Below are 25,340 nucleotides of genomic sequence, written 5' to 3'. Positions count from 1 at the left end.
CTATGAAAAAACAACAAACACAATTTAAAAAATACATCAAATGGTTTTGGAGACTCTTTATTGGAGGATTCGCTTTCGTTTTTTTACTATTCATCATTGCTGCTTTGGGCGGCTTTGGTCCTTTGCCTTCGTTTCAGGATTTGGAAAATCCGCAGTCTAATTTGGCTACTGAAGTCATTTCTGCTGATGGTGTAACCATAGGAAAATATGCGAAAGAAAATAGAACACCCATCAAATTCAAAGATTTACCTGAAAACTTAGTGCATGCATTGATTGCAACAGAAGATGAACGTTTTTACGAGCATTCAGGAATTGATTTTAAGGGGACTGCAAGAGCTGTTGTAAAACTAGGAAGTGGAGGTGGAGCAAGTACCATTACACAACAGTTGGCTAAAAATCTGTTTACCAAAAACGCATCAAGCAACAAAGTAAAACGTGTGTTGCAAAAGTTGAAAGAATGGGTTGTGGCCATCAAACTAGAAAGGCAATATACTAAGGAAGAAATCATTGCCATGTATTTGAACACGCAAGATTTTATTTTCAATGCAGTTGGAATTCGCTCTGCTTCACGAATTTACTTCGGAAAAGAAGCAAAAGAGTTGGATGTGCAAGAAGCTGCCATTCTTGTTGCCATGCTCAAAAATCCAAGACAATACAATCCCAATAGAAAAATTTCTAGAGAAAAATCCTTAGAAAGACGCAATGTGGTGTTTAGTCAAATGGAAAAAAACGGTTTTCTTACAGAAGAACAAAAAGATTCTCTACAAAAATTGCCTCTTAAAATCAATTTCACTCCAGAAAGTCACAGTGATGGATATGCCACGTATTTTAGATCGCATTTGCAAAAAGTAATGCGTGATTGGGTAAAAAACAATCCAAAACCGGATGGTGAGTATTATGATATTTTCAAAGACGGATTAAAAATCTATGTAACAATTGATTCTCGAATTCAAAAATACGCTGAAGAAGCCGTAAAAGAACACATGGCAAACTTGCAATCATACTTTTTTGAAGAACAGAAAAGAAATAAAAATGCACCTTTTTATGATATTGATAAAGATCAAATGAATTCGATTTTAGAACGTGCCAAAAGAAATTCGGACAGGTATTATCGCCTAAAAGAAGCAGGAGTCTCTAAAAAAGAAATTGATAAAATTTTCAATACAAAAACGGACATGAGTGTTTTTTCTTGGAAAGGAAACATTGATACTATCATGTCTCCAAATGATTCTATCAAATATTATAAGTTTTTCTTACGCACAGGATTGGTTTCAATTGAACCACAATCTGGTCACATCAAGGCTTGGGTGGGTGGAATTGATAACAAACATTTTAGTTATGATGCCGTTTCGCAACAAAAAAGACAAGTTGGTTCTACCTTCAAACCTTTTGTATACGCAACAGCCATCAATCAATTAAGTATGTCTCCTTGTGAAGAACTTCCCAATATCAGGTACACCATTCCTACAGGAAAATATGGATTGATTCAAGATTGGACACCCGAGAATTCTGATAATAAATACGGAGGAATGTTGACCATCAAAGAAGCTTTGGCAGGTTCTGTAAACACCATTTCAGCACGTTTAATTGACATGGTTGACCCAGAAAATGTGGTAAGATTGGCAAAAGCAGCAGGTATTGAAACGCCCATCAAACCTATGCCATCCATAGCGTTAGGTGCAGTTGATTTGTCTCTGCTAGAAATGACAAGTGCTTATAGCACTTTTGCCAACAAAGGGTTGCGAGTGGAACCTATGATTATTACTAGAATTGAAGATAAAAACGGAAAAGTTCTCAAAGATTTTACACCAAAATCGCAAGAGGTTTTGAGCGAAGAATCAGCCTATGTGATCATTGATTTGTTAAAAGGAGTAACCAATGCAGGTTCAGGAATTCGTTTGCGTTCCAATTATACTTCTGCAGGAAAAGTTGCCACAGGTTTTCCATATAGTTTTACCAATCCAATTGCAGGAAAAACAGGAACTACGCAAAACCAATCTGATGGATGGTTTATGGGAATGGTGCCTAATTTGGTAACGGGAGTTTGGACAGGTGGTGAAGACAGAGCAACGCATTTTAGAGGAATTTTAAAAGGTCAAGGAGCCACCATGGCTTTACCATCTTGGGCAATTTTCATGAGGAAATGCTATGCAGACAAAACGTTAAATATCAGTAAAGATGATTTCGAAAGACCTGAAAATGTAACAATCAATCTCAATTGTAGTGGCACTTCAGAAAATACGTTGAACGAAATTCGAGGTGGAGATACTGATTTTTAATAGTGAATAAAGAGAAAAGAATAAAGAGTAAAGAATTTAGTTAGAAACCAACAACCAACAATCATGATTAACAAAAAAGTAAACAACTTAGAAGAAGCACTCAAGGGAGTTGAAGACGGAATGACGCTGATGTTAGGTGGATTTGGATTGTGTGGCATTCCTGAAAACGCTATTTCCGAACTTGTCAAAAGAAATTTAAAGGAACTCACTTGTATTTCAAACAATGCTGGAGTGGATGATTTTGGATTGGGATTGTTATTACAAAAAAAGCAAATCAAAAAAATGATTTCTTCTTATGTAGGGGAAAATCAAGAATTTGAACGTCAAATGTTGTCTGGAGAATTGGAAGTTGAGTTAACTCCACAAGGAACTTTGGCTGAAAAATGCAGGGCAGCACAAGCTGGGTTTCCTGCTTTTTATACGCCTGCAGGCTATGGAACAGAAGTCGCTGAAGGCAAAGAAACCAGAGAATTTGACGGTAAAATGTATGTGTTAGAACCTGCTTTTAAGGCTGATTTTGCATTTGTAAAAGCTTGGAAAGGAGATGCTGCTGGGAATTTAATTTTCAAAGGAACAGCCAGAAATTTCAACGCCAATATGTGTGGTGCTGCAACAATTACAGTAGCTGAAGTGGAGGAATTGGTGCCTGTTGGCGAATTAGACCCAAACAACATTCATATTCCAGGAATTTTTGTACAACGAATTTTTCAAGGAAGTAATTATGAAAAGCGAATTGAACAGAGAACTGTAAGACAAAAACAATAGTTATGGCTTTAGACAAAAACGGAATAGCAAAAAGAATTGCACAAGAAGTTCAAAACGGATACTATGTAAATCTCGGAATTGGTATTCCAACCTTGGTAGCAAATTATGTGCGTGAAGATATTGAAGTAGAATTTCAATCAGAAAATGGTGTTTTAGGAATGGGACCTTTTCCTTTTGAAGGGGAAGAAGATGCAGATATTATCAATGCTGGTAAACAAACCATCACTACAATGCCTGGTGCCAGTTTTTTTGATTCGGCAACCAGTTTTTCCATGATTCGTGGAAAACATGTACATCTGACAATTTTGGGAGCTATGGAAGTTTCTCAAAATGGAGATATTGCCAATTGGAAAATTCCTGGAAAAATGGTGAAAGGAATGGGAGGTGCTATGGATTTGGTGGCTTCTGCAGAAAACATCATTGTAGCCATGATGCACACTAATAAAGAAGGCGAATCCAAAATTTTAAAACAATGCACATTGCCACTAACAGGTGTTGGATGTGTAAAAAAAGTAGTGACCAATTTGGCAGTTTTAGAAGTGAAAAACAACGCTTTTTACTTACTAGAAAGAGCTCCTGGGGTTTCTGTAGAAGAAATTCAAAATGCTACTGAAGGTACTTTAATTGTGGAGGGTGAAGTTCCTGAGATGGCTATTTAAAACAAGTACTTATTATTAAAAAAATGATAATGAATCTTTTTAAAAAAACATATTGGTTAATCAATCCTATTTTAATGGTAGTTTTTATGATTATTTTAGAAAAGGTTTTAGATATAAAAGAAATTTGGATAAGCACTGCAATTGCAGTTTTGTTAGCATATATGTTATCTCCCAAAATAGAATTGATTGAAAAACAACATGGTTCTAAAGAACAAATTACATGGTTGTTTTTTAAAAAAGGAATTAAAAATTAATTTTTAACAATCAATTTCTCAATCTATTCTAGTCAAATTACATTTAATTCCTTAATTGATTCATAAAATTTTGATTAATGAATCAAATATTGTTAATATTGCTTTTCCAAAAAAACAACAGTACTATTATTGTGTAAATAATACGTAAAGAGTATATCAAATCGTTGTTTTTCAAATAAATAAGGAATAATAAAATTCAGAAATCTGCGTTTTCTATTTTCGGAAAACCAAAAAAACTTTATTGATGAAAATCATATCATACAACGTAAACGGAATCAGAGCTGCTATCAACAAAGGATTTATCCAATGGTTACAAGCCGCAAATCCAGATGTGATTTGCATTCAAGAAACGAAAGCGCATCAAGAACAATTAACGGTTTCTGAATTTGAAATTGCGGGATATCCTTATCACTATTGGTTTTCTGCACAGAAAAAAGGCTATTCTTCCGTTGCTATTTTTTGTAAAGAAAAACCCAACAATGTAGTCTATGGAACAGGCATTGAATCTATTGATGTAGAAGGTAGAAATTTACGAGTAGATTTTGACCAAGTTTCTATTATGAGTTTGTACCTTCCCTCAGGAACCAATGATGACAGATTGGGGTTCAAGTTCAAGTATATGGATGAATTTTTGGAGTACATCAATCAATTAAAAAAAGAAATTCCAAACTTAATTATTTGTGGTGATTACAATATTTGTCACGAAGAAATTGACATTCACAACCCAAAAATGAAAGATGTTTCAGGTTTTTTACCTGAAGAACGAAAATGGATGGGTGAATTTATAAATAACGGATTTATTGATAGTTATCGCTATTTAAATCCAGATAAACAAGAATATTCTTGGTGGAGTTACAGAGCTAATGCTCGCGCAAACAACAAAGGTTGGCGCTTGGATTATGCCATGGTTGCTGCTCCATTAAAAAATCATATTTCAAGGGCATATATTTTGTCAGAAGCAAAACATTCTGATCATTGTCCAATAGCACTTGAATTAAAATTTTAATGATTATGAACAGATTTTTACTACTCCTTTTCTTCTCTTTTTCCCTTTTTTCACAGACAAAGTTAGACAGCATTTCCATAAAAAAAGACTCATTAAAAGTATATAAAAACAAGCCTTTTTTTTCTGATAAAGATTTAAGAAAAATAGATAGTTTATTGGTTCAACAAGCTTTTAGTTCATCTTTTATAGATACGTTAGACTTTGTAATGAATGACAAAGACATCGAAAATAATACAGTTGTTGCGTTGACAACTGACGTTTTGAAAGCCAGACTTTTTCAGTTAAATCAAAATACACCCTTCAATTTAGCCTACAATCCAGCGTTGGAAAAAGTAATCAATAGTTATTTGGTACAAAGAAGAAAGCAATTCCCAGAATTGATGTCGAGAGCAAAATATTATTTCCCAATGTTTGAAAAATACTTGGATAAATATGATATTCCATTGGAAATGAAATACTTGGCTGTAGTTGAATCCGCATTAATACCCAATATCAAATCACATGCAGGCGCAACAGGTTTATGGCAATTTATGTTTGGAACAGGAAAATTATACGATTTAAAAGTAAGTTCGTATGTGGATGAACGTCAAGATCCTGTAAAATCAACCATTGCAGCTTGCGAATATTTGAGTAGATTATTCAAAGTATTTGGTGATTGGGATTTGGCGTTAGCAGCTTATAATTCTGGTCCAGGAAATGTTTTGAAAGCTATCAAACGTTCTGGAGGACAAAAAAATTATTGGAATATTCGCCAATTTCTACCAAGAGAAACAGCAAGTTATGTGCCTGCTTTTTATGCTACCATGTATATTTTTGAATATGCAGAAGAGCATCAAATATATCCAAATATGCCAAGATATTTTGATTTTGAAACAGATACAGTTCAGGTAAAAAGAACGATTGGTTTTGATCAAATTTCTGAAATTATTGGTTTAGAGCAAGAGGTTTTAACCTTTTTAAATCCTGCATACAAACTCGATGTAATTCCTTTTGTAGAAAATAGAAATTATTCTTTGCGATTACCAAAACACAAAATCATTGATTTTTTAGACAAAGAACATGAAATTTATGCACTCGCAGATTTAGACGATTCTAAAAGAGAAAAGCCATTACCAGAGAATTTTGCAATGGACAAAAGCATCCGTTATAAAGTAAAAAGTGGTGACAACTTAGGTAAAATTGCCACAAAATTTGGTGTTAGAGTCAGCGATTTGAAAAGTTGGAATAAGTTAAAAACAAGCAATATTGATGTAGGACAAAGGCTCAATATCTTTCCTAAAAAAAATGGTGAAGTAGCAAAAGTAACAACTAAAAAACCAGAAAGAAGTACTTTTATCGTACCTGAAAATGCAAAATACGATGTGTATGAAGTGAAAGAAGGAGATTCACTTTGGATTATATCAAAAAAATTTGATAAAATTTCTATTGATGATTTGAAAAAGTGGAACAATATTTGGGATGAAAATAAATTGAAACCGGGTATGAAACTCAAAATTCTTAAAAGCTAACTTTATGAAAAATTTTCTTTTTATTGCAATTACTTCCATTTTATTAGTCTCTTGTAAAGGAAATGACAAATATGTTTTAAAAGATTCTATTGGAAGTCTCAACAAAGTAATGGTTGTTGCAAAAGTAAGTGACTGGACAGGAGATATTGGTCAAGAAATCAGAACTTCTTTTGGCGAACTCATGGTAGGTTTGCCACAACCTGAACCCATTTTAACACTTTCGCAAGTGGCTCCAAGTGGTTTTTCGGCAATGATGAAAGCACATAGAAATTTACTAATCATTTCAGAATCAGATAATGAAGGGTTTTCAGTCAAAAAAAATGTTTTTGCACAACCTCAAACCATAGTGTACGTTCAAGGAAAAAATGATGAAACTATCATCAAATTGCTTCAAAAACATAAAAATGATATCAAAGAAATTTTTATTGATGCAGATATCAAGTTTACTCAAAGAATTTTTGAAAAAGATAAATTGGCAGAAGACCAATTTAAAACCATCAAAAATTTAGGAATTTCGTTAACCATTCCCACCACTTTTAAATTAGTTGATGATACTGGCGAATTTTTGTGGCTGCGTCAGCATTTGTTAAGTGGTATTGCAAAAACGGGAAGTAATAATATTTTAGTGTATGCGATTCCATTAGAAAATGAAGAAACTGTTGGCGAAAATATAGTGGCTGTAAGAGATAGTATTGGCAAAAAATACATTCCAGGTTCTTTTGAAGGAATGTATATGATCACAGAAGAAGCCTACACTCCTTTTACTTTTGATGCCACAATTGATGGAAAAAAAGCCTTTGAAACTCGTGGAAAATGGGAAGTTAAAAATGATTTTATGGCGGGTCCATTTTTAAATTATTCTATTATTGATAAAAAAAATAATAGAGTCCTAGTTTTTGAAGGATTTACATATGCACCATCAGTAAATAAAAGAGCTTTTGTTTTTGAATTAGAAGCCATTGCAAAATCAATGAAAATAAACTAAAAAATGGCAAACCTTATTTTAAAAATCTGAAACTTACTTTCAGATTATTTTTTGCAATATATTTAAAATCAGAAGTTTATTTTTATATTTGAGCATCAATCAAAAACTTTTTTATCATGGAAATGAACTTTTTAATTTTTTTCTTAGCGGCATTAGTACCCACATTCACAGGTTTTATCTGGTATGGTCCTTTATTTGGAAATGCTTGGATGAAGGAATTAGGATTTACCAAAGAATCTTTAGAAGGAGGCAATATGTTTGTAATTTTAGGATTATGTTATGTATTTAGTCTATTTATTGCCGTTTTTTTAATGCCAGCAACAATCCATCAGATGGGAGTGTATTCTACATTAGCAGGGGAACCTGGTTTTGCAACAGAAACAGGAGACGCTTTTGCGTATTTCCAAGAATTTTTAGCCAATTATGGTGATCGTTTCCGAACTTTTAAACATGGTGCATTTCATGGTACTTTATCAGGAATATTTTTGGCTCTGCCATTACTTGCAATCAATGCACTTTTTGAAAGAAAAAGTTTCAAATATGTTGCGATTCATGCTGGTTATTGGATTGTAACTTTAGCAATTATGGGTGGAATTATTTGTCAATTTGGAATGTAATAGTTGAATTATCTGTAAAAAAAAAGTCCCAGAATTTCTGGGACTTTTTTTTTATTGAATTAGCATTAGTAACCAATTTTATCACGAACTCTTTTCAATACTTCATTGGCAACAATGGTTGCTTTTTGAGCACCCATGGCAAGTGCTTCATCTATTTCGTTTGTATGAGTTATAAAATGATGGTAACGTTCTCTTATCGTTGAAAACTCACTGACAATCAATTCATACAATGCTTGTTTTGCATGACCATAACCATAATTTCCACCTTCATAATTGGCTTTCATTTCTTGAACTTGTGCTTCAGAAGCCAATAATTTATACAAAGTGAAAATGGTGTCAGTTTCCGTATTTTTTGGTTCTTCTAAAGGAGTACTATCAGTTTGTATGGACATAATTTGCTTGCGCAATTGTTTGTCATTCAAAAAAATATTGATGGTATTTTCTCTTGATTTACTCATTTTTTCACCATCAGTTCCTGGAACTAATTTGGTGTCATCTTGAATTTTTGCCTCAGGAATCACCAAAGTTTCACCAATCAAATTATTGAATCTACTCGCTACATCACGTGTCATTTCAAGATGTTGTAGTTGGTCTTTTCCAACAGGAACAATTTCTGCATCATACAATAAAATGTCAGCTGCCATCAACATTGGATAGGTAAATAATCCTGAATTTACATCTGCCAATCTATCAGCTTTGTCTTTAAAACTATGCGCTAACGTTAATCGTTGATAAGGAAAAAAACAACTCAAATACCAAGAAAGTTCGGTTACTTGAGGAATATCACTTTGTCTGTAAAAAACGGTTTTGTTGATGTCTAAACCACAAGCCAACCAAGTAGCAGCAGTACTATATGTATTTTCTCTTAGCTGTTTTCCATCTTTAATTTGCGTTAAAGAATGCATATCCGCAATGAATAAAAACGATTCATTTTTAGGGTCGTTTGCCATTTTTATAGCTGGTAAAATGGCGCCTAATAAATTCCCCAAATGAGGTGTTCCTGTACTTTGTACTCCCGTTAAAATTCTTGACATATAGTTGTTTTAAACTTTTTTTTGATGCTTCAAAAAAATGTGTCCGCAAAAATAAGGTTTTGTTTCAAAAAATCAATCAAACAATAAAATATTAGTATTTTTGGTACGTATGAAATTTTTAAGAATTCCGTTTTTATTTCTCTGGAGAATGTGGTTTTACATTCTATTATTGATGACAATTTTGGCAATGATTCCATTTTTGCTACTCCTTACTTCAGATGAAAAATACTATGCAACTTTTTGGAAAATGGTGCGTATTTGGGCTAAAATTTTGGTGTATGGAATGGGTTTTCGTTTGAAGGTCATTGCAGATCAACACATTGAAAAAAATAAGAGTTACTTATTTTGTCCCAATCATTCTTCCTTATTAGATGCTTTTATTTTAATTATCTTAAGTAAAAATCCTATTGTTTTTATTGGGAAACAAGAGTTTGTTAAGATTCCAATATTTGGATTTTTTTACAAAAGAGTGGTTATTATGGTGGATAGAAGCAGTTATGAAAGTAGAAAAAATGTATATGATCAAGCCAAAAATCGCTTGAAAAATGGCGTAAGTTTAGGCATTTTTCCTGAAGGATTAGTGCCAACTGAAAATATAATATTGGCACCATTTAAAAATGGCGCCTTTAGCTTGGCAATTGAATTTCAAATTCCCATTGTTCCACAAGTTTATTATGACGGAAAACGATTATTTTCATGGAATTTCTGGAAAGGTGGCCCTGGAACTATTAGAGTGCATCAACACAAATTTATTGAAACATCCCAATTGAAAACACATGATGTTGAATCATTGAAACAGCAAACATTTCAGCTGATTTACAATGATTTAGTGAGTGATGAAAAATATATGAATGACACAAGCAGACCTAATAATGACAAAGAATTTAAATCACCATTATCCTGAAAAAGAAGAAAAACTAAACATTATTTCTCACGGTTTTGGCTTGGTATTGAGTGTTATTGCATTTCCTTTTTTACTTTTAAAATCTCAAGAATTTGATGGTTTTTGGAAACCCATTAGTTTTGTGATTTATGGATTGAGCATGCTAATTTTATATGCAGCCTCTACATTTTATCATGCTGCAAAAAATCCTACACGAAGACGAAGACTCAATATTTTTGATCACGCAGCCATTTATATGTTAATTGCAGGGAGCTATTCACCTTTTTGTTTGGTGGGTTTGGATTCAAAGTTAGGATGGTATATGTTTGTTTTTGTATGGATTTTTGCATTGGTAGGCGTAATTTTAAAACTCTTTTTTACAGGAAGATTTGACAAAATTTCAACAGCCATGTATCTGTTAATGGGATGGCAAGTGATGATTTTTATACAACCTTTGATGCAACAATTAAGTGCAGAAAATTTTCAGTATTTGGTTGCTGGAGGTATTTTTTATTCAGTGGGAGCTATTTTGTATTCCATCAAAAAGATTCCCTACAATCATGCTATTTTTCATGTTTTTGTATTGTTGGGAAGTTTTAGCCATTTTTTAGCGATTTATAATTTGTAAAAAGTGGAGGTTTATCTCCAAGTAGAAAAAGGAAATTTACTCAAATAAGAATTGTAATATTTGGCATTTCCTGTCACTTCTTCACCCAACCAAGTGGGTTTTTCAAATGCTTCGTTTTCTGAATTTAACTCAATTTCAGCAATGAATAAGCCTTTATTTGCTCCAAAAAATTCATCAATTTCAAAAATATGAGTTCCAAATTCTACTAAAAATCTCGTTTTTTCGATGATATTTGGTTCGCAAATGGTTAATAATTGAGCTGCTTCTTCTTGCCCAATTTCTTTTTCCCATTCAAAACGGGTAGTTCCAGAAGCGTTAGACACTCCTTTTACTGTGATAAATCCTTGATGATCAGAAATCCGAATCCGAACAGTTCTGTTTTTATCCGAATTTAAATAGCCTTGTTTTATGATTTTTTCTTGGAATGACTCTTTTTTAAAAGCATCATTTTTTATTAAAAATTTGCGTTCTATTTCTAAACTCATAAATTCTTTTTGATTGTTACACGAATATACCCGTTTTTATCGTTATTTTATAATATTTAAATATCTTTGATTTTCTGAATAATCTTATGAAAAACATCCTTATTCTATCACTTTTTTTGTTTTCAACAAGTGTATTTTCTCAAGTGGATTACAGTGATTCTTGGGAGGATTTCTACTCATATAACAATGTAAAAGACTTTATAAAAGTCAATAATCAAATTTTTGCATTGGTTGACAATGCTGTTTTTACGTTTGATGAAACTACTTCCGAAACTAAAAAAATCTCATCAATTCAAGGATTGTCAGGCGAAGTTACTTCTGCAATTTATTACAGTGAAGCTTTTAAAAGAGTTGTAATTGGTTACGAAAATGGCTTGATTGAAGTAATTGATGAAGATAATTCCATAACAATATCATCAGATTTAGCGAATTTTAATCAATCAGGAGAAAAAAGAGTAAATCATATTTCGGGTTTTGGGAATACACTTTATGTATCAACTCCATTTGCAATTGTAGAATATGATATTGAAAAACTAGAATTCGGAGACACGTTTTTTATTGGAAATAATTCTTCTTCATTGCGAATTAACGAAACCACCATTTTTAATAACACCATTTTTGCAGCAACTGAACTTGGAATATTTACGGCGGATGTTACAAATAATTTGTTGATTGATTTTAACAATTGGCAACAACAATTTCCAGGACGAAATTTTACGCATATTTTGCAATTCAATAATCAACTTTATGTCACTGAAAATTCAAAATTATTGCAGTTGAATGGTACAAATTTGAATGAAATCAGGGATTATTTTCAGCCGATTTTAGGATTAAAATCCTCCAATTCTCAACTGGCAATTTCGTTGCAAAAAAATGCTAGCATTTTAAATTCATCAATGAATGAAGTGACTAATTTTGGCATTACATCTGATTTTGATTTTACACTTTCCAATGCTTTTTTTGAAAACAATATCATTTATTTGGCTACTCAAGAATTTGGTATTTTAAAAACCACACTTGGTCAACCAACAATTTACCAAGAAATTCATCCTGAAGGGCCTCTATCAAATGAAGTTTTTTCAATTGATGCTGAAAACAACCATCTTTGGGTTGTTTTTGGAGGGTATGATGGTACATATACACCCATTCAAAGACGAAGAGGATTTAGTCATTTCAATGGAGAAAACTGGATAAACACCCCTTTCAATCCTAGCTTGCCTTTCATTGATTTGAATTATGTTTCCATTGATCCAAATGCTGAAAATAGAGTTTTTATAAGCTCTTTTGGTGATACCAGAGAAGTGAATTCCGTTTCAACAGGTGGTTTATTGGTGGTTGAAAATGACGAAATAAAAACTTTTTACAATCATTTGAATAGTACTTTGGAAGATATTGTGCCCAATGATCCTTCAAGAGTGACTATAAGAATTAGTGGAACTGCCTTTGATCGACAAGGAAATTTATGGGTAAACAGTATCAGCAACAGTCAGAAAGTTAAAAAATTATCTACTACTGGTGTTTGGAGTAGTTTTGACATAAGTTCATTAAAAACGGTTGATGCCCTGGGATTATCAGAAATTGTTGTCGATAGAAGTAACAATGTTTGGATGGGGACAAGAAGAAATGGCTTGTATGTTTTTAATGAAAATGGCAATCGAAAAGCAAGACTCATTGCAACACCAAATCAAGGGAATTTACCAGACACAGATGTTTTGACAGTTGCTGCTGATAATAGCAGCAGAATTTGGATTGGAACTAGAAATGGTTTGGTGGTTTTTAGAGGAACTTCTTCTGTTTTTGAATCAACGGTTTTAAATGCGCAACCAGTTATTATTGAAGAAAACAATGTTGGAGAACGTTTGTTAGGTGATCAAAGAGTAAATTCTATTGAAATTGATGGCGCAGATAACAAATGGTTTGGCACTGATAGTGGAGGTGTTTTATATACAAATCCTTCTGGACAAAGAACTTTGGCGAATTTTAGCACTCAAAATTCTCCATTACCTTCCAATAGAATTTTAAAAATCAGAGTAGATGATAGCTCTGGAAAAGTATTTTTTGCCACAGATAGAGGTATTGTTGCTTATAATAGTAAAGTAGCGCCTTTTGGGGAAGAATTAGGAGAAGTGTATGCCTATCCAAATCCAGCTTTAAAAAACCACGAAACGGTTACCATTACAGGTAGAAATGGTACAAGTTTGCCAAGAGGAACCAATGTAAAAATTTTGGATGTTGCTGGCAATTTGGTATATGAAACCAATGTCGTTGAAGGGCAAGAAGTACAAGGAGGAAAAGTAGTTTGGAACAAAAAAAACTTAGCAGGAAATAGAGTTGCTTCTGGGGTTTATGTGGTTTTATTGTCTGCTGATGATGGTTCTCAAACAGCAGTTACTAAAATTGCGATTGTCAATTAATGCCTATAATTTCTACAAATGCGATTGTTCTGAGTTCACTAAAATTTGGTGATACCAGCCTAATTGTAAAGTGTTTTACGCAACAAGAAGGATTGAAATCATACCTAGTAAGAGGTGTTTTAAAATCCAAAAAAGGCGGATTAAAAGTAGCGTATTTTCAACCCTTAACACAATTGAAAATAGTTGCCAATCACAATACCAAAGGTACTTTGCATACCATCAAAGAAATTCAAGTTTATAATTCGTATCAATCTATTTATCAAGATGTTGTAAAGCAATCTATTGCTTTTTTTTTATCAGAAGTGGTGTCAAATGTGATTCAGGAAGAAGAGGCAAATGACGCTTTGTACGAATTTTTAGAAACTTCTTTTACTTGGCTGGATTCTCGTGAAAAAATAGCCAATTTTCATTTGGTTTTTTTACTGAATTTAACCAGCTTTTTAGGATTTTATCCAGACACATCAGATAGGGAAAAACAAGGATTTCACTTATTAGATGGATTTTTTACAGATCCTAGCTATGATAAAAATGTGATTTCAGGAAATGAATGTGTTCAGTTTAAAAAATTATTGGAAACGAATTTTGAAAATTTAGAAAGTCTCACATTCACGAAATCAGAAAGACAAATGGTTTTGCAAACGCTGATTACGTATTATAAATTGCATGTAGATAGTTTTAGAAATCCAAAATCACTGGATGTTTTAGAGGCGGTTTTTCGTTGAAAATTAGTCTGATTTAACTACGAAACCACTTTCAATCCAAATAATGGATGCAATCAACGTTGTGATAAAAAACAATCGCCAAAAAGTAGCAGGTTCTTTAAAAACATATATTCCAATCAAAACGGTGCCAACTGCGCCAATTCCAGTCCAAACTGCATATCCTGTTCCAATTGGAATACTTTGAGTTGCTTTCACAAGAAGCACCATGCTAATTCCCAAACAAATCAAAAACCCAACATACCAATAAACGGTTTCTACACCTGAACTTTCTTTGGCTTTTCCCAAACAAAAGGCAAATGCTACTTCAAAAAGTCCAGCAATGATGAGTATAATCCAATTCATTTTCCCTTAAATTCTTTTTTATTTTTTCGGTCGCATCAAACCTTCTTGTGCAAAAGACGCAATGAGTTTTCCATCTCTGGTAAAAATATTGCCTCTTACAAATCCTCTAGTGCCAAAAACATTGGGAGATTCTGCTGAAAAAAACATCCAATCATCAAAATCAAAATCCCTAAAAAACCACATAGAATGGTCTAAACTGGCAGTTTGTGTATTGCCAAAATGGTATTTTTTTGCGTTTGGATTAAAAGCAGCATTCAGCACATTATAATCAGAAATATAGGTCAAAATTTGATGTTTTTTCTGAATACTCATGCTAGGAATTTCACCTTTCAGTTTGAACCAAATCTCAACTTTTGGTGGTAAATTTTCAGATTCAAATGGATTTTGAACGTGAACTGGTTTAAAATCTATAGGACGTTCTGCGCTTAGAAATGATTTAGTTGATGCTGGTAAAAAATCGCCAAATTGCGCGAACATTTCGTCCCAACTCAACAATTCTTCTGGCTGCTTTTCTGGTTGAATCATTTCAATTTGATGTTCAAAACCTTCCTCTTTTTGATGAAATGATGCAGCCATGATAAAGATGGTTTTGTCATGTTGCGTTGCTGTAATTCGCCTTGTTGAAAAACTGCCTCCATTTCTCATTTCAGTTACATGATATTGAATATCAGTAGTTAAATCGCCCGCTTCTAAAAAATAAGCGTGTAATGAATGCAAAAATCGATTTGTAGGAATGGTTCTATACCCTGCATTTACAGCCTGTGCCAATACTTGTCCTCCAAAAACGATAGCACTTCCAATAGTGACACTTTTTCCACTGAAAGTATTGTTTTCTAAATCATCTAAATGCAAAAGGTCAATCAATTCTTTCGTGTTTTTCATACGTTTTGTAAGTCTTTAAATGGAAATTTTTGCTGAAATGCTGTTGGTTGAACTCGTTGCAAAAATAAGTGTAAAATTCGGTTTGTGATTCTTTTTTTATGTCGAAAATAGATGGTTAAATCTTGTGGAATGGCACCCACTGAACTTTTAATTTCGCTTGCTGTTCGTCCAAAATTAAGAATCGTTATATTTTTATCAATGCCAATTTTGATATAATCATACAACATTCTTTGATAAATGGCATATTGTTTATTCAACAAATAATCAATGCCTACAAAATGTGCATCTAAAGAATGATTTGCAATCATTCCTGATAAAAACCCCACCATTTTATCCTCTTTCCAATACGATTGAATAAGATAATTTTCGCCAAAAGCACGTTTCAAATCTTTGTAGGTTTCCACATTGAAATTTGCTAAATTAAAACCTGCATTTGAACTTACTTTTTGATATAAATCCTTCATTTTCAGCAATTGTTCTTCGCAATTTTCTGAGGTAATTGGCACCGTTTTTAAGTCAGCACTTTGTTGCAACGCTTTTTTTGCTTTTACTCGAAATTTGGTTTTTAAAGCAGCTAAATAATCGTCAAAATTTTTCCAATTCGGATTGATTCTGAGCACCATATTGGGTTCTACAGAAAATTGTTTGAATTGATATTCTTTAAATACCGAGGTGATTGCAAGAGATTCATTTTTAAAATCTTTGCACAAAATGGCATCAATCTTTAGTTGATTTTGAGTAGTTGTAAACTGCAATATTGCTTTTGAAAATGCTTTCAGAACTGCTCTTTTATCGAAAGAATCTTTTATGAAAAATCCATGTTCACCACTCACAAAAGCATTTCCAACAATCAAAATTTTCAAAGGTCTACTTGAAGGAAAAAACGGAATTTTAGAGGCTATTTTTTGAATTTTTTTGATGAAAAGTTCAAAATTATTTTTAATACTATTGATTTCAAAATCAATGATTTGAAATGTAAAAAATGCACAAGCTTTGTGATGAATATCAAATAAAATGTGATAATAAAACTGAATTTCAGGATGATTTTTCTCCATTGATTTTAAAAAATCACGATGAAAATAACTATTTTTTTCACAGTCTAAATCGTTCCAAATTTCTTCTGAAATGGCTTCAATTTTTGAATAAAAAGAATTTGAATAATTTTTAGTTTGATAATTCAAAGGTAGAGTTGCTATTTTTTGCATATCAAAAGTAGGATAAATCAATATTTACTTACGAAAATCATAGAATTATAACGTTTCTTTAACAAACTAAAAATCAACACCCCAAAATTTAATTTTTTTAAAATTATCTTTGTTGCCCAAAATAACAATTTCTTTTTTCAAACCAAAAGTACAATTTTCACACCATGAGAAATATCATTTTATCACTTTTAGGTATCATTTTGATTGTTGCCGCTATTTTTTTAGGAAAATATATCGTTGACAAAAATATGGCTCCAAAACCTACCTTCAAAAAAACAATCAATACTGTTTTTGTTGAACCTATTTTGAATAAAGAAATTCCAATTGTTTTGTCAGCAAATGGCAATTTGGTGGCAAAAAATAAAATCGAACTTTTTTCAGAAGTTCAAGGGGTGTTGCAAACCTCAAATAAGGCGTTTAGACCTGGCACAATGTATGTTCAAAATGAAAATTTGTTGAGCATCAATAGTGATGAATTTTATGCAAGTTTACAATCTCAAAAAAGTAATTTATTCAATTTAATTACCTCGGTTTTGCCTGACATTCGTTTGGATTTTTCATCTGAATTCAATAAATGGGAAACCTATTTACAAAATTTTGATATCAATAAAACAGTTCCAAAAATCCCTACATTTTCATCGGACAAAGAAAAATATTTTATTTCGGGAAGAGGCATTTTAACAGCATATTTCAATGTAAAAAACTTAGAAGTTCGCTTGTCAAAACACCAAATTAAAGCGCCATTTACAGGTGTTTTAACAGAAGCGTTAGTGACTCCAGGAACATTGGTGAGATCAGGACAGAAATTGGGAGAATTTATTGATACAAGCGTGTATGAAATGGAAGTTTCTATCAGTGCAGCTTATGCTGATATGCTGAAAGTTGGCAATACAGTTGAGTTGACAAATTTGGATAAATCAAAAATGTATACTGGAAAAGTGGTTCGTGTCAACGGAAAAATAGATCAAGTTTCACAAACAATCACAGCGTATATTGAATTGAAACATCCTGATTTAAAAGAAGGAATGTTTTTAGAAGCAAATTTAGTGGCAAAATCAGTGCAAAATGCTATTGAGATTTCAAGAAAATTAGTGGTAGATAATACAGCTGTTTACACGATTGTAAATGACAGTATTTTGACACTAACTCCTATAAATCCATTGTATTTTGGGAAAGAAAAAGTAGTTATTAGCGGATTAAAAGATGGAGATATAATGGTTTCAAAACCTGTTCCTGGCGCATTTGATGGAATGATTGTAAAAGCCATTAAAAACGATTAACAATGAAAAAATTAATTACATTTTTTATCAAATATTCAGTTGCTGTCAATGTATTGATTTTGGCATTTATCATTTTAGGAACTGTGGGAATTTTCACTATGAAATCTTCCTTTTTTCCTTTAGTTGATTCGCGTTTAATCAATATTAGTTTGGCATATCCTGGAGCTTCTCCAGCTGAAATTGAAGAAGGAGTTGTCCTAAAAATCGAGGATAATTTGAAAGGAACTGTGGGTGTAGAAAGAGTTACCTCCGTTTCTAGAGAAAATTCAGCTGTGGTTACAGTGGAGGTTTTTAAAGGTCAAAATATTGATGTTGTTTTGTCTGATGTTAAAAATGCAGTAGATAGAATTCCCTCATTTCCTGTAGGTTTAGAGCCTCCAGTTATTGCAAAAGTCGAAAATTTACGACCTACCATTAGCTTTACAGTGAGTGGTGAAGGCGTTTCATTGAAAACATTAAAACAATATGCTAGAAACATCGAAAATGATATTCGCGGTATTGAAGGAATTTCTCAAATTGCCATTTCTGGTTTCCCAGAAGAAGAAATAGAAATTGCAGTTCGTGAAAATGATTTATTGGCGTATGAATTGTCCTTTACTGAAGTGGCAAATGCCGTTAGAAATGCCAATATTCTCATCACAGGTGGAAACATAAAAACGCCTCAAGAAGATTATTTGATTCGTGCAAACAATCGTTCTTATTATGGAGATGATTTGCGAAATTTGATTGTAAGAACGCAACCAAATGGAACAATTATTCGTTTAAAAGACATTGCAGATGTCAAAGATACTTGGTCAGAAATTCCTGATAGACTGTATTTTAACGATGATTTAGCGATTGATATAACAGTTAGTAACACTAATAGCGAAGATTTACTTTCTACGGCTGATAAAATCAAAGATTACATTTATGAATTCAATCAAAAGCAGCAAAATATTCAATTAAATGTTACTAGTGACAGAAGTACAACTCTGAACGGAAGAACAAAATTGTTAATTGAAAATGGAATTGTGGGTATATTATTAGTGCTTTTTTTCTTAGCTATTTTTCTGAATGTTCGCTTGGCAATTTGGGTAGCTTTTGGGTTGCCAATTGCATTTTTTGGAATGTTTATTTTTGCAGCACAATTCAATGTCACCATCAATGTATTGTCTCTTTTTGGGATGATTATCGTAATTGGAATTTTGGTGGATGATGGAATTGTAATTGGCGAAAACATCTATCATCATTATTACGATTTAGGAAAATCAAAAATTCGGGCTGCCATTGACGGAACAATGGAAGTAATTCCGCCAATTGTTTCTGCCATTTTAACAACGCTGATAGCTTTTTCTACCTTCTTTTTTGTGGATGGAAATATAGGGAGTTTCTTTGGAGAAGTTTCTACGATTGTAATTCTTACGCTATCTGTTTCATTACTAGAAGCATTGATTATTTTGCCTGCACACATTGTTCACTCACGAACTTTGGAACGAAAGAAAACCGAAAACGGGGAGGAAATCAAACAAAATAAATTTGATACTTTTTTCAATAAAGTAAATCAAGTTGCTGATGGTTGGCTAGTAAAAGTGAGAGATAACTATTACTTGCCATTCTTACGATTTTCCTTAAAAAATAAATTATTTGCTTTTTCAATTCCTTTAGCGTTATTGATTTTTAGCTTTTCAGCCATTGGTGGAGGAATTGTGAAAACGTCTTTTTTCCCTTCTATAGCAAGTGATCAAATTCAAATTTCATTGAAAATGCCACAAGGAACCAATGAAAAAATTACAGATTCTATCATTTCCATGATCGAAGAAAAAGTGTGGTTAGTTCATAAAGATTATACAAAAAAACAAACAGGCAATATTCCTGTTGTTGAAAATATCATCAAAAGAATTGGTCCTGGAAGTGCCAGTGGAAGTTTGACAGTGAACTTATTACCAGGAGAAGCAAGAGATTTTTCATCACCCGAAATTACCAATACAATCAGTGATGTCGTTGGAAAAATCTATGGAGTAGAAAGTTTGGTTTTTGGTTCTGGTGGAAATTTTGGAGGAAGCCCAATCGCAGTTTCTTTGCTTGGAAATAACATTCAAGAATTGAAAGCGGCAAAAGAAGAGTTAAAACAATCACTTTTAAACAATGCTGCATTGAAAGATGTTGTTGATAATGATCCTGCAGGAATCAAAGAAATTAAAATCACTTTGAAAGACAATGCCTATTTATTAGGATTGAATTTGCAATCTGTCATGGCACAAATTCGTGATGGTTTCTTCGGATTTCAAGCACAACGTTTTCAACGAGGTCAAGATGAAATAAAAGTCTGGGTTCGCTATGACAAAAAAGATCGTTCTTCTATTAAAAATTTAGATGAAATGCGCATTATAGCTCCTAATGGAAGTAGAATTCCATTTTCGGAAATTGCCAATTATTCCATAGAACGAGGAGATATTGCTATCAATCATTTGTCAGGAAAAAGAGAAATTCAGGTTACAGCCGATTTAAAAAATAAAAAGGACACACCTACTGAGATTTTAGATGATATCAAAACGAGAGTTTTGCCTCAAATTTTATCAAAATATCCTTCAGTTTCTCCATTATATGAAGGTCAAAATCGAGAAGCAAATAAAACTACCAATTCCGTAAAATTAGTTGGTCCTATTATTTTATTGTTAATTTATTTAGTTATCGCCTTTACATTTCGCTCTTACAGTCAGCCAATTTTATTGATTTTAATGATTCCTTTTAGCATGATTGGAGTGGTTTGGGGACATTTCTTTCATAGTTTTCCCATCGGGATTTTGTCTTGGTTAGGCATCATTGCATTGATAGGAATTATGGTGAATGATGGATTGGTTTTGATAGGAAAATTCAACAGTTATTTAAAAGAAGGAATCAAGTTTGATGAAGCACTAATCATGGCTGGTCAATCAAGATTCAGAGCTATTTTATTAACTTCTATCACTACGATTGCAGGTTTAGGACCATTGATTTTTGAAAAAAGTAGACAAGCTCAATTTTTGATTCCAATGGCAATTTCTATTGCTTACGGAATTGCCATCGCTACAATCTTGACATTAGTAATGTTGCCCTTATTATTATCCGTTTCTAACACTATCAAAGTAGGAATTAAATGGCTAAAAACAGGAAATGATGTAACTAAAGAAGAGGTTGAAAGAGCTTTGATGGAAATTGAATATGAAAAAGAAAGCGATGATAATGAAGCTGAAGATGCACTTAAAAATTAATATCATGAAATCAACAAAATACCACTTATTCACGATTGTTTTTTTAGGAATTTTTCAAGGATTTTCCCAAGAAATTTTGACCAAAAAAGCAGCGTTAGAAATAACTCTTGAAAATAATTTCGGAATTAAAATTGCCAATAATAATATAGAAGTTGCAAAAAATAACAAGAGTGTTTTAAATACAGGTTTTTTACCAACAATTGCGGCAACTTCAGGCACAAATTACAGAAAAGAAAATCAAGATGTTACTTTTCAGGACGGAACAAATAGAACAATTGATGGCGCTGTAACAAAATCTTACAATGCAGCTTTGAGTTTGAATTACACCATTTTTGATGGTTTAGGTCGAAAATATAATTATCAACAATTAAAAGAAAGCTACAATTTAACTGAAATCCAAGCCAGAGAAACTATTGAAAATACGTATTTACAGCTGTTTACCATTTATTTTCAAATTGCACGTTTGTCAGAAAATACCGAAAATTTATCGGAAGCACTTTTGATTTCAAAAAGACGTTTAGAACGTGCCAATTATCAATATAATTATGGGCAATCAACCAAATTAGAATTGCTAAATGCGGAGGTAGATGTGAATAATGACAGTATTTCTTTCATCACTGCCAAGCAACAATTGAACAATGCTAAGCGTGGTTTGAACATTATTTTAGGCATTGATAAAGAACCAAATTACGCCGTTGAAACCGAAGTTGATTTTAATAAAATGATGAATTTTGATGATTTATTGCAAAAAACAATGGCAAACAATGCGTTGTTAAAGCAAAATGAACAAAATATCGCCATAAGTGAGTTCAATATCAAAATTAATAAATCACAATATTTACCAAGATTAGGGTTGACTTCTTCCTATGGATGGAATCAAAGTGATAATCCTGCAACGTCCTTTTTGGCGGGAGCAACCATTACTGGTTTAAATGCAGGATTGAATTTAACTTGGAATTTGTTTGATGGTGGTGCTACAAAAACACGTGTTGCCAATGCGAAAATAGCCTTGGATAATCAACAAATTTTGTTAGAACAACAAAAAACAACCATTCAAAATAACTTGAAAAATACCTGGGAAAACTATCAAAATCAGTTATTTATTTTAAGTGCTCAAGAAAAAAATGTACTGACAAGTCAAGATAATTTTAATAGAACAGAAGAACGTTACAAATTAGGGCAAGTTACTTCCATTGAATTTAGACAAGCACAAATCAATTTAATCAACGCTAAAACAGCCTTTAACAACGCAAAATTTGATGCAAAGTTGATAGAAATTCAGTTATTACAATTAAGTGGAGATATATTAAATGTGGCTTTCTAAGCACTGTTTTTTGAGTTCTATTTACTAACTTTATAATCTCAATAAAATTAGTATTTATGTCTGAAGAACAACACTATTTACAAACCAATTTTGGGTATTTATTTGAAGAGGAATTGATTGAAGAAATTCAAAAAATTGGAGTTTATAAAACAATTCCAAAAAACACCTCAATCATTGGAGTTGGAGAGTATATCAAATCCATGCCACTCATTTTAAAAGGAGCAATCAAAATCTTACGCAAAGATGAGCAAGGTGAAGAATTGGTGTTGTATTATCTAGAAAAAGGAGATACTTGCGCCATGACATTGTCTTGTTGTTTGGGTCAAACCAAAAGTAAAATTGCTGCCATAGCAGAAACGGATGTAGAAATCATCATGATTCCCAAAGAAAAAATGGGAGAATGGTTGGCAAAATACAAATCTTGGCAAGCCTTCATTTTGCAAAGTTATCACGCAAGAGTTGATGAACTTTTAGAAGCTATTGATACAATTGCCTTTTTAAAAATGGATGAACGATTGTATAAGTATCTGAAAGACAAGGCTATGATTACTCATGATGATGTAATTTATACAACTCACAATGAAATTTCTGATGACTTACATACTTCTAGAGTTGTTATTTCTAGGTTGCTGAAAAAGTTAGAGAACGAAGGAAAAATAAAACTACATAGAAATAGCATTAAAGTATTAGTATTGTAACTTTTGTTACTAAAAAAAAATTTTAAACACTATAATTTTGCAATCAAATGAAACAATTTATCACACTTATTTTAGTCGCTACTTTTTTTGGATGTCAAAAATCTGAAAAACAATCGTATATCCAAAAATCACAGGTTTTAGGATTTGTACAAGAAAAACATCCTGGAAAAAAACTGATGGAAATGCAATGCTATGTTTGTCACAATCCAAAAGCAACCCCAGAAAACAGAATTGCACCTCCTATGATTGCCATTAAAAATCACTATTTAACGAAAGGAATCAGTAAGGAAAATTTTATCAAAGACATTCAAAAATTTGTGAAAAATCCAACTGCTGAAAACTCGAAAATGCCAGGTGCTGTTAAAAAATTTGGTGTGATGCCAAAGCAGTATTATTCGGATAAAACCATTCGTGAAATTGCAGATTATTTGTATGATAATGACGTTGAAAAACCAAAAGATTATGATGAAAATCATGATAAAAAAGGGCAAGGAAAAGGCATGATGAAGCAAAAAAAAAATGAAGCAAATCTTAATAAAACTCAACCTTCATTCGAGGAAAGAGGATTAAAAATTGCTTTGGAAACCAAAGCTGTTTTAGGTAAAAACTTGATGGGTAAAATTCAAAAAGAAGGCACTTTAGCGGCATTTAAATTTTGCAATGTAAAAGCCATTCCCTTAACAGATAGTATGTCAATTGCAAATAATGTAATCATAAAAAGAGTTTCAGATAAGCCAAGAAATTTAAAAAACAAAGCAACATCTGAAGAGGAAAAATATATTGAAATTTTTAAAAAAAATATAAATTCGGATGTAGATTCAAATCCTATTGTGGTTGAATCTTCAAAAAAAATGACATTTTATTATCCAATAATTACAAACAGCATGTGCTTGCAGTGTCATGGAAAACCGAATAAAGACGTAAATGAATCAATAATTGCTTCTATCAAAAAATCATATCCTACTGATGAAGCTTTAGGATATGAAATCAATCAAATTAGAGGAATTTGGAATATTTCATTTGATAAATAAATGGTAAAATGAGCAATTTTTCAGAAATTATCAATCAACCAAAACCTGTTTTAGTCGATTTTTTTGCTGAATGGTGTGGACCTTGCAAAATGATGAGTCCAATTTTAAAAGAAGTCAAGGACGAATTGGGAGAAAATGTTTCTATAATCAAAATTGATGTGGACAAAAATCCTTCTTTAGCATCACAATATCAAGTGAGAGGGGTTCCAACATTGGTTTTATACAACAAAGGACAGCAAGTTTGGAGACAATCTGGTTTGGTGCAAAAAAGAGAAATTGTTTCCATGATTCAAAAATTTAGTTAGTTTTTTTATAATAGTTGGTTAGTTGGCACTTGGAATTTATTTCAAGTGCTTTTTTTTCAAGAAAAATGTAGTTTTATACGATGGATTTATCAGCAGATTTTTGGAATATAAAATATAAAAACAATCAAATTGGTTGGGATTTAGGGCAGATTTCACCGCCTTTAAAAGCATATTTCAGTCAATTAACCAATAAGAACAGTAAAATTTTAATTCCTGGAGGAGGCAATTCGTATGAGGCAGAATGGCTTTTTCAAAACGGATTTCAAAATGTTTTTGTGGTTGATTTGTCGGAAATTGCCTTGCAAAATATCAAAAATAGAGTGCCTGATTTTCCCTCATCGCAATTAATTCATACTGATTTTTTTGATGTCAATGATTCTTTTGATTTGATTGTAGAACAAACTTTTTTTTGCGCCATTCACCCAACATTAAGACCCAAATATGCCAAAAAAATGCACGAACTTTTACGTCCCAAAGGAAAACTTGTTGGGCTTCTTTTCGATGCAATTCTCAATGAAAACCATCCGCCTTTTGGGGGAAATAAAAAAGAATATGCAACTTATTTTGAAACGCATTTTACAGTTCATTTGATGGAAAATTCGCACAATTCCATCTCAAGCAGACAGGGAATGGAGTTGTTTTTTATGCTTCAAAAAGAGAATTATGTAAGCTTCCCTTAAATTCGATCCATTCAAAAATAGAATTTTTATTCATTTAATCTGTATTCAATTGGTGATTTATTTTTAAGTGATTTATGTGGTCTATTGTAATTGTAATCGTTTATCCACTCTTGACTTATATCTT

25 protein-coding genes are annotated in these 25,340 nt (G+C 32.3%); 19 read left to right on the top strand and 6 right to left on the bottom strand.

Annotation, left to right across the window (positions count from 1 at the left end; genetic code table 11):
• Window positions 1-2 precede the first annotated feature (2 nt).
• From IU405_RS01285 to IU405_RS01250, 8 genes are all read left to right on the top strand, one after another.
• Entirely contained in the window at window positions 3-2,279 is a 2,277-nt protein-coding gene (locus IU405_RS01285) for a penicillin-binding protein 1A (RefSeq protein WP_197436818.1), read from the top strand.
• 63 nt (window positions 2,280-2,342) lie between these two features.
• The gene (locus tag IU405_RS01280) at window positions 2,343-3,044 is read left to right on the top strand and encodes a CoA transferase subunit A (protein WP_197436817.1); all 702 of its coding nucleotides are present in this window, start codon (window positions 2,343-2,345) and stop codon (window positions 3,042-3,044) included.
• A 2-nt stretch (window positions 3,045-3,046) separates the two neighbouring features.
• A complete protein-coding gene (locus tag IU405_RS01275; protein WP_197436816.1) occupies window positions 3,047-3,703 on the top strand; it encodes a CoA transferase subunit B in 657 nt (218 codons plus the stop codon).
• A gap of 29 nt (window positions 3,704-3,732) precedes the next feature.
• On the top strand, window positions 3,733-3,957 hold the full coding sequence (locus IU405_RS01270) for a hypothetical protein (RefSeq protein WP_197436815.1): 225 nt from the start codon (window positions 3,733-3,735) through the stop codon (window positions 3,955-3,957).
• A 244-nt stretch (window positions 3,958-4,201) separates the two neighbouring features.
• Window positions 4,202-4,963 carry an exodeoxyribonuclease III gene (locus tag IU405_RS01265; protein WP_197436814.1) on the top strand — a complete coding sequence of 254 codons (762 nt, stop codon included), beginning with the start codon at window positions 4,202-4,204 and terminating at the stop codon, window positions 4,961-4,963.
• Between the two features lie 5 nt (window positions 4,964-4,968).
• Complete coding sequence (locus IU405_RS01260) at window positions 4,969-6,471, top strand: lytic transglycosylase domain-containing protein (protein WP_197436813.1); 1,503 nt, start codon at window positions 4,969-4,971, stop codon at window positions 6,469-6,471.
• A 4-nt stretch (window positions 6,472-6,475) separates the two neighbouring features.
• The gene (locus IU405_RS01255) at window positions 6,476-7,456 is read left to right on the top strand and encodes a DUF4837 family protein (RefSeq protein WP_197436812.1); all 981 of its coding nucleotides are present in this window, start codon (window positions 6,476-6,478) and stop codon (window positions 7,454-7,456) included.
• A gap of 122 nt (window positions 7,457-7,578) precedes the next feature.
• A complete protein-coding gene (locus tag IU405_RS01250; RefSeq protein WP_317193339.1) occupies window positions 7,579-8,073 on the top strand; it encodes a DUF1761 domain-containing protein in 495 nt (164 codons plus the stop codon).
• A gap of 65 nt (window positions 8,074-8,138) precedes the next feature.
• Here the strand turns inward: IU405_RS01250 and trpS are convergent, their stop codons facing one another.
• Window positions 8,139-9,107 (bottom strand): tryptophan--tRNA ligase, encoded by a 969-nt coding sequence (trpS, locus tag IU405_RS01245; RefSeq protein ID WP_197436810.1) that lies wholly within the window; start codon window positions 9,105-9,107, stop codon window positions 8,139-8,141.
• Window positions 9,108-9,216: 109 nt separating this feature from the next.
• Between trpS and IU405_RS01240 the strand changes: the two genes are divergently transcribed.
• Complete coding sequence (locus tag IU405_RS01240; protein ID WP_231749444.1) at window positions 9,217-10,011, top strand: lysophospholipid acyltransferase family protein; 795 nt, start codon at window positions 9,217-9,219, stop codon at window positions 10,009-10,011.
• On the top strand, window positions 9,980-10,618 hold the full coding sequence (trhA, locus tag IU405_RS01235) for a PAQR family membrane homeostasis protein TrhA (protein WP_197436809.1): 639 nt from the start codon (window positions 9,980-9,982) through the stop codon (window positions 10,616-10,618). The genes IU405_RS01240 and trhA overlap by 32 nt, the downstream gene beginning before the upstream one ends.
• 11 nt (window positions 10,619-10,629) lie before the next feature.
• On the opposite strand, the gene IU405_RS01230 is transcribed toward trhA, so the two are convergent.
• Window positions 10,630-11,103, bottom strand: a complete 474-nt coding sequence (locus IU405_RS01230; protein ID WP_197436808.1) for a CYTH domain-containing protein — start codon at window positions 11,101-11,103, stop codon at window positions 10,630-10,632.
• 86 nt (window positions 11,104-11,189) lie between these two features.
• Between IU405_RS01230 and IU405_RS01225 the strand changes: the two genes are divergently transcribed.
• Window positions 11,190-13,517, top strand: coding sequence for a hypothetical protein (locus IU405_RS01225; protein WP_197436807.1), 2,328 nt, complete (start codon window positions 11,190-11,192; stop codon window positions 13,515-13,517).
• Entirely contained in the window at window positions 13,517-14,239 is a 723-nt protein-coding gene (gene recO / locus IU405_RS01220; RefSeq protein ID WP_197436806.1) for a DNA repair protein RecO, read from the top strand. Before IU405_RS01225 ends, recO begins: the two co-directional genes overlap by 1 nt.
• Before the next feature lie 3 nt (window positions 14,240-14,242).
• Here the strand turns inward: recO and IU405_RS01215 are convergent, their stop codons facing one another.
• Genes IU405_RS01215 through IU405_RS01205 form a run of 3 tightly spaced genes read right to left on the bottom strand, consistent with a single transcriptional unit; the run spans window position 14,243 to window position 16,668 of the window.
• Window positions 14,243-14,581, bottom strand: a complete 339-nt coding sequence (locus tag IU405_RS01215) for a DMT family transporter (RefSeq protein ID WP_197436805.1) — start codon at window positions 14,579-14,581, stop codon at window positions 14,243-14,245.
• An 18-nt stretch (window positions 14,582-14,599) separates the two neighbouring features.
• Window positions 14,600-15,463, bottom strand: a complete 864-nt coding sequence (locus tag IU405_RS01210; protein ID WP_197436804.1) for an acyl-CoA thioesterase — start codon at window positions 15,461-15,463, stop codon at window positions 14,600-14,602.
• A complete protein-coding gene (locus IU405_RS01205) occupies window positions 15,460-16,668 on the bottom strand; it encodes a peptidogalycan biosysnthesis protein (protein WP_197436803.1) in 1,209 nt (402 codons plus the stop codon). The genes IU405_RS01210 and IU405_RS01205 overlap by 4 nt, the downstream gene beginning before the upstream one ends.
• Before the next feature lie 164 nt (window positions 16,669-16,832).
• On the opposite strand from IU405_RS01205, the gene IU405_RS01200 reads away from it, so the two are divergent.
• The 7 genes from IU405_RS01200 to IU405_RS01170 all read left to right on the top strand — a co-directional run bounded on the left by IU405_RS01200 (window position 16,833) and on the right by IU405_RS01170 (window position 25,216).
• Window positions 16,833-17,948: an efflux RND transporter periplasmic adaptor subunit gene (locus IU405_RS01200; protein ID WP_197436802.1), complete on the top strand. Its 1,116-nt coding sequence runs from the start codon at window positions 16,833-16,835 to the stop codon at window positions 17,946-17,948.
• Window positions 17,949-17,950: 2 nt separating this feature from the next.
• Complete coding sequence (locus tag IU405_RS01195; RefSeq protein WP_197436801.1) at window positions 17,951-21,178, top strand: efflux RND transporter permease subunit; 3,228 nt, start codon at window positions 17,951-17,953, stop codon at window positions 21,176-21,178.
• Between the two features lie 4 nt (window positions 21,179-21,182).
• Window positions 21,183-22,502 (top strand): TolC family protein, encoded by a 1,320-nt coding sequence (locus tag IU405_RS01190; RefSeq protein WP_197436800.1) that lies wholly within the window; start codon window positions 21,183-21,185, stop codon window positions 22,500-22,502.
• A 56-nt stretch (window positions 22,503-22,558) separates the two neighbouring features.
• Entirely contained in the window at window positions 22,559-23,200 is a 642-nt protein-coding gene (locus IU405_RS01185; protein ID WP_197436799.1) for a Crp/Fnr family transcriptional regulator, read from the top strand.
• A gap of 47 nt (window positions 23,201-23,247) precedes the next feature.
• The gene (locus tag IU405_RS01180) at window positions 23,248-24,231 is read left to right on the top strand and encodes a DUF3365 domain-containing protein (RefSeq protein WP_197436798.1); all 984 of its coding nucleotides are present in this window, start codon (window positions 23,248-23,250) and stop codon (window positions 24,229-24,231) included.
• Window positions 24,232-24,239: 8 nt separating this feature from the next.
• Window positions 24,240-24,536 carry a thioredoxin gene (trxA, locus tag IU405_RS01175; protein ID WP_197436797.1) on the top strand — a complete coding sequence of 99 codons (297 nt, stop codon included), beginning with the start codon at window positions 24,240-24,242 and terminating at the stop codon, window positions 24,534-24,536.
• Between the two features lie 80 nt (window positions 24,537-24,616).
• Window positions 24,617-25,216, top strand: coding sequence for a methyltransferase domain-containing protein (locus tag IU405_RS01170; protein WP_197436796.1), 600 nt, complete (start codon window positions 24,617-24,619; stop codon window positions 25,214-25,216).
• Between the two features lie 26 nt (window positions 25,217-25,242).
• Here IU405_RS01170 and IU405_RS15855 read toward each other — a convergent pair whose 3' ends face one another.
• The gene (locus IU405_RS15855; protein WP_410896734.1) at window positions 25,243-25,335 is read right to left on the bottom strand and encodes an integrase core domain-containing protein; all 93 of its coding nucleotides are present in this window, start codon (window positions 25,333-25,335) and stop codon (window positions 25,243-25,245) included.
• Window positions 25,336-25,340 lie beyond the last annotated feature (5 nt).

The organism is Polaribacter sp. BAL334, from assembly GCF_015767435.1.
GTDB lineage: Bacteria > Bacteroidota > Bacteroidia > Flavobacteriales > Flavobacteriaceae > Polaribacter.
Note: the sequence above shows the minus strand (reverse complement) of the source record. Positions and strands in the feature narration are given on the sequence as shown.

Coding starts and splice junctions, on each gene's coding strand:
- recO (WP_197436806.1), top strand. CDS start 13,517: ATGCCTATAATTTCTACAAATGCGATTGTTCTGAGTTCACTAAAATTT.
- IU405_RS01210 (WP_197436804.1), bottom strand. CDS start 15,463: ATGAAAAACACGAAAGAATTGATTGACCTTTTGCATTTAGATGATTTA.
- IU405_RS01190 (WP_197436800.1), top strand. CDS start 21,183: ATGAAATCAACAAAATACCACTTATTCACGATTGTTTTTTTAGGAATT.
- trpS (WP_197436810.1), bottom strand. CDS start 9,107: ATGTCAAGAATTTTAACGGGAGTACAAAGTACAGGAACACCTCATTTG.
- IU405_RS01265 (WP_197436814.1), top strand. CDS start 4,202: ATGAAAATCATATCATACAACGTAAACGGAATCAGAGCTGCTATCAAC.
- trxA (WP_197436797.1), top strand. CDS start 24,240: ATGAGCAATTTTTCAGAAATTATCAATCAACCAAAACCTGTTTTAGTC.
- IU405_RS01185 (WP_197436799.1), top strand. CDS start 22,559: ATGTCTGAAGAACAACACTATTTACAAACCAATTTTGGGTATTTATTT.
- IU405_RS01225 (WP_197436807.1), top strand. CDS start 11,190: ATGAAAAACATCCTTATTCTATCACTTTTTTTGTTTTCAACAAGTGTA.
- IU405_RS01280 (WP_197436817.1), top strand. CDS start 2,343: ATGATTAACAAAAAAGTAAACAACTTAGAAGAAGCACTCAAGGGAGTT.
- IU405_RS01285 (WP_197436818.1), top strand. CDS start 3: ATGAAAAAACAACAAACACAATTTAAAAAATACATCAAATGGTTTTGG.
- IU405_RS01275 (WP_197436816.1), top strand. CDS start 3,047: ATGGCTTTAGACAAAAACGGAATAGCAAAAAGAATTGCACAAGAAGTT.
- IU405_RS01250 (WP_317193339.1), top strand. CDS start 7,579: ATGAACTTTTTAATTTTTTTCTTAGCGGCATTAGTACCCACATTCACA.
- IU405_RS01205 (WP_197436803.1), bottom strand. CDS start 16,668: ATGCAAAAAATAGCAACTCTACCTTTGAATTATCAAACTAAAAATTAT.
- IU405_RS01200 (WP_197436802.1), top strand. CDS start 16,833: ATGAGAAATATCATTTTATCACTTTTAGGTATCATTTTGATTGTTGCC.
- trhA (WP_197436809.1), top strand. CDS start 9,980: ATGACAAAGAATTTAAATCACCATTATCCTGAAAAAGAAGAAAAACTA.
- IU405_RS01180 (WP_197436798.1), top strand. CDS start 23,248: ATGAAACAATTTATCACACTTATTTTAGTCGCTACTTTTTTTGGATGT.
- IU405_RS01215 (WP_197436805.1), bottom strand. CDS start 14,581: ATGAATTGGATTATACTCATCATTGCTGGACTTTTTGAAGTAGCATTT.
- IU405_RS01170 (WP_197436796.1), top strand. CDS start 24,617: ATGGATTTATCAGCAGATTTTTGGAATATAAAATATAAAAACAATCAA.
- IU405_RS01270 (WP_197436815.1), top strand. CDS start 3,733: ATGAATCTTTTTAAAAAAACATATTGGTTAATCAATCCTATTTTAATG.
- IU405_RS01195 (WP_197436801.1), top strand. CDS start 17,951: ATGAAAAAATTAATTACATTTTTTATCAAATATTCAGTTGCTGTCAAT.
- IU405_RS01255 (WP_197436812.1), top strand. CDS start 6,476: ATGAAAAATTTTCTTTTTATTGCAATTACTTCCATTTTATTAGTCTCT.
- IU405_RS01260 (WP_197436813.1), top strand. CDS start 4,969: ATGAACAGATTTTTACTACTCCTTTTCTTCTCTTTTTCCCTTTTTTCA.
- IU405_RS01240 (WP_231749444.1), top strand. CDS start 9,217: ATGAAATTTTTAAGAATTCCGTTTTTATTTCTCTGGAGAATGTGGTTT.
- IU405_RS01230 (WP_197436808.1), bottom strand. CDS start 11,103: ATGAGTTTAGAAATAGAACGCAAATTTTTAATAAAAAATGATGCTTTT.